Raw genomic sequence first — 6,933 nt, forward strand, 5'->3', positions numbered from 1 at the left:
CTATAAGGAAAGAATTTTAATCTTTGAGGAAATATTTTATCGGATATATAGCTTGATTATTTAATATTCTGAGTGAAAAGTCAGTCATGTTATGCTTTTGTAGCTTTTACCAAGCCTCAATCAAAGTTTTTCTTATTATATGCTAGCCTCCTTTGGTTTACAGGTGTTAACCTGTAAGTATATTTAATCGGATTTGATTTTCACTTAACGGAAGTTTAATATCTATAGGTTTAATATTTACAAATTTAATATTTGTAAGTTTAATATCTCGTTTAAGACAGGTAAAATTATAATTTAACTCAGATTTAATAATCATTTATACGCACTTAACCTTGCATTTAATATAATTGCACTTTACTTTAGATGCAATTCACTGTAACAGCAATTATTTTAGTTGCAGTCAATTGAGTTGTGCTTAAATGTATTCAATATTTCAATCATAGTCGGAGCAGTAATTTATGAAAAGAAAGTGGGAACGAGATTTGGGACTTCAGGGAAGAATGATTTTCACAATGTTTCTTCTGGCGGCAGTTTACCTTTTTTTCCTGGCGTTTCTTTCGTATAACGGAACGCCTCCGATTTTCATGATGCTATTTATTGGGGCTTCTATGGCTATCCAGTATTTTTATTCGGATAAACTGGTGCTCTTGTCAACCGGAGCACATATTGTTTCTGAAAGCGAAGCCCCACAGCTACATGGAATAATTACTAGGCTCTGCGCAATAGCCGACCTTCCCAAACCTCAGGTGGCAATTGTCAGGACCGAAGTTCCAAACGCTTTTGCAACAGGCCGGAATCAGAATCACGCGGTTGTTGCAGTTACTACTGGGATTCTGGACAAACTCTCTACAGCCGAACTCGAGGCCGTGCTTGCTCACGAACTTACTCATGTCAAAAATAAGGATATGGCTGTTCTGACAATTGCCAGTTTTATCTCAACCCTGGCTTTTTATTTTGTCCGTTACTTCCTTTATTTTGGAAATGTGGGAGGAGATCGAAGGAAAGAAGGTGGAGGTATTGTGCTGGTCTGGTTGGTTTCAATTGCGGTCTGGATTGTCAGTTTCATACTGATTCGCGCCCTTTCCCGATATAGAGAGTATGCGGCAGATAGGGGTGCAGCCATTATTACCGGACAGCCATCTGACCTTGCATCGGCTCTCATGAAGATAAGCGGGGTCATGTCTAGGGTACCGAGCGAAGACCTCAGGTCAGTAGAAGGAATGAATGCCTTTTTCATCATCCCTGCAATCTCGGGTTCTTCCATAATGGATATTTTTTCTACTCATCCGTCTGTGGAAAAGAGAATAGCCAGGCTTGAAAAGATGCAGCAGGATATGGGATAACCGGATACTTTTTCAAAATTCAGGTTACAGGATGAATTAATTCATAAGATATCAGTTAAAAGGACACGAATTAAAAAGGAGAGAATAAATGGGTCTTCGCGATTTTGTGGACGCAATCCTTGGAAGGAGCACGCTTCCGAAAGCAAAAAGTGATAAATTATTTGCAATGTCTACGGCCAGTATCACTCTTGAAAGCAATCTTGGTTTAAAGCCCTCAGGGTCGGCAGGGATCTGCTTTAAGCCAATAGGGGCTTCATCGTACGAGTCTGCGCGAAAAGAGATTCAAGAACTTTTAGAATACAGTTCAAAAGAATCAAAAACCGAATTCAAGCTAGAAAAAGATGAGTTCAACTTCCTGTGGGCTATCTTTAAAGACTCGGATTTCGAAGACCTTGTCGCAAATATTCACCTTGTAAGTGAAACCCTTGAAGAGCATGGCTTTGGCGGGCAGCTTCTCTGTGCAATTTACAGATTTGACAGCGAACCAGAAGCCGGAAACTCAGGCCGTGGAAAAACTGTATACTGGATATACAATTTTAAGCAGGGAACTTATTACCCCTTTATTCCTCTTTCCAGCAAGCAAAGGGACAACCCTTTTGAATTCAGATTAAGGGCGGAGATGGAGAGGGAAATGCCTATTGAAGAAAATGTAGAAAAATGGTATCCTCTCTGGGGAATTCCATTCTAAAAATTGCTGTGCCTATCAATTGGAAGAATTAAATTTTAATCTAATTCCTTTAATTGAGCTTATTTTTATAGAATTCACTTAATTTAGTTCATTTTTTATAGATTCCACTAAATTCAGTTCATTTTTTATTGAGTTCATTAATTTAGCCAATCTTATAACCTATCCGAAAAGTCAACAATGGTATATTGAAAGCTACAATAGGTCTTAATATTCAAGTACTAGCTCTGGTTGTGATTATTGCCGATCATAAAAGTTACAGCAGATTATAACATTTTTCGGAAGGCTCTTAACATTTTGGCTATGTATAACTCTATAAAACAAGTTAAGGTAAAAAAATGTTAAAATTGGATTTGAGTAATTTAACATTACTTGTCAAACATGGGACATCTCGTATACCACTAAAAGGAGAGATGACAAGTGAAGAACTGATTTCATTAATGGCTAGTAAATGGATTTCTTATTGTGAGTGCCATCAATGTGGTAGATATGACTATTGTAAATTCCGTGCTCCTCCTCATCCTTTCAATCCCAATCGTTCACTAGACAAGCAGTGCGGTGTCACTGAATCTGTATTACGAAATTTTCTCAATAGTTGCTTTCCTTTATTGATGAGATGTAGTTACAAGGAGAAGCAAGAATTTCTTGACGCTTCATTTTATTTTATTGATTACATAAATACCACGGAAGCACTTATAGGTGGTTATCTGAATGCGGAAATAGTTGATTTTTTTGGAAGCTATAGCCCCAGTCTTTTTGGAACCATAGTCACTATGAGGACTAAACTAGACAAAGTTGCATATCATTTGAAATCTATTCCTGAGTTTCACACAACAAAAGGTTATCTTCTCGTGGAAGGAAAATCTGAAAAAACATTTGTTGAAACATTGAAAGGAACTATTGGTTGGTTCGATGAAATCCCAGTTGAATCTTATGATGGAAAAGGAAATAAATCTTCATCTAAACTTTTAATACTAGCTAAGAAACTTAACCAAACAGGCTACGAATTATATATTCAAGGGGATCAAGACTCTAAAGAAAGAGATATTTTCCAGCGATTAATAAATAGTAATATCGTCAAGACTGGGAATACATTTTCTTTTGTTATTGACTTTGAATCATCAATACCTGATGGTTTGCTCCTTGAAAGTCTGAAAAGAATCAATTTTTTAGACAACGCTCTCCTTGAAGAGTTACGTATAAATAAAGACATATCAGAAAAACCGTTAATAGAAATTCTTCAGGAGACAGGGCATATAAATATCGATTCCATAAAAGTTCCTCTTGCACAAGAAGTCGCCAGATTGTTTGGTGAATACTATCTTTGGGGAAATGAAGATTTTATGAAATCGGAACTTGGATCTTTTATTGAGTTTATAAAGAAAATTCCCTAAATCAAAGATGAAAGTAAACTTCCAAACCTGTTTAAACTATTGACATAACCATCAGTGCACTTTTCGGATCGATTCTTAATCAAGTTCAAATCCTTTAGCTTTGAGCTCTTCCATAAGCTCTTTCGAATATTCGGGCACCGAACCCGGCTTTGATGCAACGTAAGATCCCAGAATGCAGGCAATCGAAGTGGCTTTTGAAACTCCGTATCCTGAGAGGCAGGTGTAAAGGAAACCTGCGGAAAAGGCATCTCCGGCTCCGACGGTATCTGCAACCTCAACAGGAGTGGTTTCTACCTCCTCATAAATGCCTTTATGGTAAACAGCAGCTCCTTTGGATCCTTTTGTTATGCAAATCACGGAAATTTCTGTATATTTTTCTGTAATGGAGTGGCAGAACGCTTTGTAAGTAGAAAAAGGCTTGCAGGAGTCTTCAGTGTCAGAAAGCAGGCAAGAAATTGTAGTAGCTTCTTCCTCATTCATCTTTAAAATCGTTGTGTGTTCGAGCGAAGACTGTATCCATTCCTTTTTGTAATAACCTGTCCTCAGGTTTACATCATAGAAGAAATTTTTTGCTTTTATTTCTGAAAACAGTCTTTTTAGAGTTTTTCGGTTTTCTTCCGTTCTCTGAGCAAGGGTTCCGAAGCAGAAAACATCCCATTCTTCTCTGGAGAGGTCTTGGAATTCCTTTTCGCTTAGTGTAATCGCATCCCAAGCAACACCTTCGTTTATAGTGAAAACAGGAATTCCTTCAGCCTGTAGTTTGACAGTAACAGTTCCTGTAGGCCTTTTTTCGTCAGTTAAGATGTAAGAGGTGTCAATTCCCATTGCTTCAGCCCTGGAAAGCAGGATTTCTCCGAGCTTATCCTTTCCAACTGCTGTGATTACAGCCGATTTTGCTCCCAATTTTGCAAGATGGGCTGCAAGGTTTAGCGGAGCTCCTCCTAGGTGGGCTGAGCCTTTTATAATGTCAAAAAGGGCTTCCCCGAATGTAAGGGCTTTAATTTGCTTTAGATGATCCTTTTTCACCTTTCCACTCCTATCTTTCATTTTATATTCAAGCTATATGTTTTTACTCCATATTCCGGTTTAGTCTTAAATTCCATTTTTGTACTTTAGATTCTTTTTAGTGATTATATTAGGCTGGAGCTGATATGGGAGAAAGTATAGGAAAACCTAGGAGGAAGGGAAGGAAGCGAAAAAAGATTGCGCCAAATAAAAATGTAATAAAAAAGATTATCTGATACTTGCGTCTGGCTGCATTATCCCGAATATATTTTTCTCCGTGTCAAGGCAATATGCGTACCAGCCTACCCCACTTATTGGCTTTTTTTCCATAGTTACTTTGCCGCCGTGCCTCGGTATTTTACTAAGGTATTCATCAATGTTCGGGACTTCTATTGTGCAAATATAAGTGCTTATAGGGGTATCTGCTCCAGGTTCTCCTCCCTGCCTTTTCATCAAGCCACCGTCGATTCCTGGCTCTTTTTTATTGCCGGTTGCTATGTTCCAGTATTCTAATGAACCTTCTGATCTCTCTATCTTCCAGCCGAATACATCCTCATAGAATTTTTTAACTCTTAAAATATCTTTTGCATATATTTCAAAATGGACTACTCTTAGCATAATATTACTCCTTGTTTTAATTAATAGTTCGGATGGTATTTATATATTAATCCAGGCTCTAATTTTTCCAGGTATTTATCTCCTAAATCTATCAAGGTATAAAGAAACATGTAGTTATCAAGGAATTGGAAAATCCAGTCTGAAATAAATCTTGTAATCTGATAACATATGAAAGCATAAAAATATTGAGCTAATGGTTTATAAGTCTTAAAATATCTGAAATAATGGCTATTTTTTATATTTTTCAACCGTTTTGCATTTTCATGGAGTCCTAACAACTCCCTAACAAAAAAGGAGTACTAGCCTTTTTAATTTAATCCATCAACCATATACAAAATATTTATAAGTTCGATGCCACATATTGTACATGTAAAAAGTCTTACAAATTACCAGACGCGATCGGGAAATCAGAATATGCTATTATTAGACATAACAACTTTTGATCCTGAAAATAGCATGGAGCTACTCAAGCGATGGCAACAGATAGAAAATACGGATTTCCCAGAAGGGTTGAAGATTATTAATCAGTGGTTTGATGCAGGAAGAGGACGTGTGATAACTCTATTTGACGTAGAAACTGTTAAAGACTATCTGGCTTACAATTTGCCGTTTACTGATTTATGTCAGATTGATGTATTTCCTGTCATAGAGGCCAATGATTTTAAAAAGTCCACAGCATATCAGATGGTAAAATTGAACAATCCAAATGACTCTCTAAAAAGTAAGAATATTTTATGAATCGTTAGGTTTTTTCTTTTCTATTTTTAGTCTTGTTTTTGTGTCTAATGAAACGCACATATCCGATTTATTATAATGTTCATTCTTTAATACTAAGCATCAAAACTGAATTTGTACGTGATACTTAAAAAAATATTTAACTTTTAGTAGCATATAAAGTAATGTGAACAATGAAACTGCAATATATGGCTCTAATGTTACAGGAGAAAAAGCAGTTTCTAGTCATGCTGTTATGTCTAGTAATGCTGTAACATTATATGGGCTACCAGTCATATACATTGTAATCGTCGCTTTACTAATATTAGCTATATTATATTTATTCTGCAAGGTGAAGAGAAAGGATTGTTACCACTTTATGAAAAAATCGAGTTACATAAAATTGTTTATTATTTTCTTTGTCCCATTATTCTTTTATAATTTATATAATATTTATAATAGTTTTTGGTTTTATAATACTTATAACAAATCATGGCAGAATAATTTCTGGTTTACTGATCCTACTTTAATCATTATAACTACAGGTACTATATCGTTAGTAGAATCTATTATCCCGTATTTATTCATAACTCTGAGCATGCTTACAATAAATTGTTATCGTAAATAGGCGAACCATCAAAAGCCCTATATTTCCATGAAGGATGTGCAAATAGAGCCGCAAAACCCTTGTTTTACCATGTTTTTGAAGCGATTCTATCAAGGTAAGGTATGATAACACCACCAATATAAATTCGTTAAAAATTCATAGTCTAGTAGGCTCATTTTTACGCATAAAGGCGATCTTGAAAGGGTGGCTAATTACCCTACATCAGATCTGAAAATCACTTCTAGAGCTTCTCAGAAGCCTAGTTAATTTGCCAATGCATATATTTTTGTTACTGTCCACAAGGTTTTGGATTTTAACTTTTCCCGATGCAACAAGACTGCTTAGGTGTGTTCTGGCAGCACTGTCACTACAGCCACAAACCCGAGCAATGTCAGTGTTTAGCATTGCACCATTTTTGATCGCCTCGATAAACATATCATCATTATATTTTCCATTGTATTTTCCCCCTTTTTCCCACCTCCCCATATTTCTAAGAGCCTTCTGTACAATATTGTAAACTTGCTTTAAAGGTTACTTTACTACTTAAATAATAATAATAATAATAAT

At 36.0% G+C, this 6,933-nt stretch carries 7 protein-coding genes; 4 read left to right on the forward strand and 3 right to left on the reverse strand.

From position 1 onward, the window contains the following. Positions 1–458: 458 nt before the first annotated feature. The 3 genes from htpX (at position 459) to BP861_RS13020 (ending at position 3,422) form a co-directional block, all read left to right on the forward strand. Positions 459–1,343, forward strand: a complete 885-nt coding sequence (gene htpX / locus BP861_RS13010; protein WP_292376205.1) for a zinc metalloprotease HtpX — start codon at positions 459–461, stop codon at positions 1,341–1,343. 88 nt (positions 1,344–1,431) lie between these two features. Next, positions 1,432–2,031 (forward strand): PspA-associated protein PspAB, encoded by a 600-nt coding sequence (gene pspAB / locus BP861_RS13015; protein WP_292376207.1) that lies wholly within the window; start codon positions 1,432–1,434, stop codon positions 2,029–2,031. Between the two features lie 410 nt (positions 2,032–2,441). Further along, positions 2,442–3,422, forward strand: a complete 981-nt coding sequence (locus BP861_RS13020; RefSeq protein WP_292376209.1) for a hypothetical protein — start codon at positions 2,442–2,444, stop codon at positions 3,420–3,422. Positions 3,423–3,497: 75 nt separating this feature from the next. Here BP861_RS13020 and BP861_RS13025 read toward each other — a convergent pair whose 3' ends face one another. After that, positions 3,498–4,469, reverse strand: a complete 972-nt coding sequence (locus BP861_RS13025; RefSeq protein ID WP_292376211.1) for a carbohydrate kinase family protein — start codon at positions 4,467–4,469, stop codon at positions 3,498–3,500. Positions 4,470–4,655: 186 nt separating this feature from the next. Further along, positions 4,656–5,045 (reverse strand): VOC family protein, encoded by a 390-nt coding sequence (locus tag BP861_RS13030; protein ID WP_292376213.1) that lies wholly within the window; start codon positions 5,043–5,045, stop codon positions 4,656–4,658. Between the two features lie 414 nt (positions 5,046–5,459). Between BP861_RS13030 and BP861_RS13035 the strand changes: the two genes are divergently transcribed. Further along, on the forward strand, positions 5,460–5,783 hold the full coding sequence (locus BP861_RS13035; RefSeq protein WP_292376214.1) for a DUF3303 domain-containing protein: 324 nt from the start codon (positions 5,460–5,462) through the stop codon (positions 5,781–5,783). Positions 5,784–6,588: 805 nt separating this feature from the next. Here the strand turns inward: BP861_RS13035 and BP861_RS13040 are convergent. After that, positions 6,589–6,852, reverse strand: coding sequence for a hypothetical protein (locus BP861_RS13040; protein WP_292376216.1), 264 nt, complete (start codon positions 6,850–6,852; stop codon positions 6,589–6,591). Positions 6,853–6,933 lie beyond the last annotated feature (81 nt).

It is taken from the genome of Methanosarcina sp. UBA411 (genome assembly GCF_002495725.1).
Taxonomy (GTDB): domain Archaea; phylum Halobacteriota; class Methanosarcinia; order Methanosarcinales; family Methanosarcinaceae; genus Methanosarcina.